Source organism: Streptomyces griseorubiginosus (assembly GCF_017614965.1).
Lineage (GTDB): Bacteria > Actinomycetota > Actinomycetes > Streptomycetales > Streptomycetaceae > Streptomyces > Streptomyces griseorubiginosus_B.
Map to the genome: position 1 here is coordinate 1 of NZ_WVUG01000727.1, position 504 is coordinate 504.

General features: G+C 76.2%; 1 protein-coding gene. It reads right to left on the reverse strand.

Features of this window, described 5'->3' with window-relative positions:
- Window positions 1-504, reverse strand: a 504-nt coding sequence (locus GRC12_RS44985; RefSeq protein ID WP_439959969.1) for a ComF family protein, incomplete at both ends; no start/stop codon positions are given.

Sequence of the window (504 nt, forward strand, 5' to 3'; positions counted from 1 at the left end):
CCGGGGCTCCGGCCCCCTGGCAAACGCCGCTCCCTCACCCATCCCCGTCACACAGGCGTCCGGCCCCATCACGTACTCGTCCTCGTCCGTCCACGGCTCCCCCGCCGCCCGTACCGCCCGCGCGGCCTCCGCCAAAGACGCCCCGGTCGTCATCAGATCGTCGACGAGCACGACCCGACCGCCCCGAAGCAGTCGCCCACCGCCCGGCACCACACCGAGCGCGCCCGTCAGGTTCTCCAGCCGCTGCCGGGAGTTGAGCCCCGCCTGATCCGCCACCGCTCGTCGCTGCCGCAGCACGGCGACGACACGCGCCGGAACCCCGCTCCGCCGCAGCTCACCGGCAGCGGCAAGCGCGATCCGCCTGGCCGGATCGTGCCCCCGAGCCCGTACGGCCCGCCGCGCCGAGGGCACGGGGACGAGCAACAGGGGCCGCTCGACGTGCCTCGCGGACTCACCTGTCGGCGCGCCGGCCAGAGGAGCCCGTACCGAGGGGGCCCCTCCCCC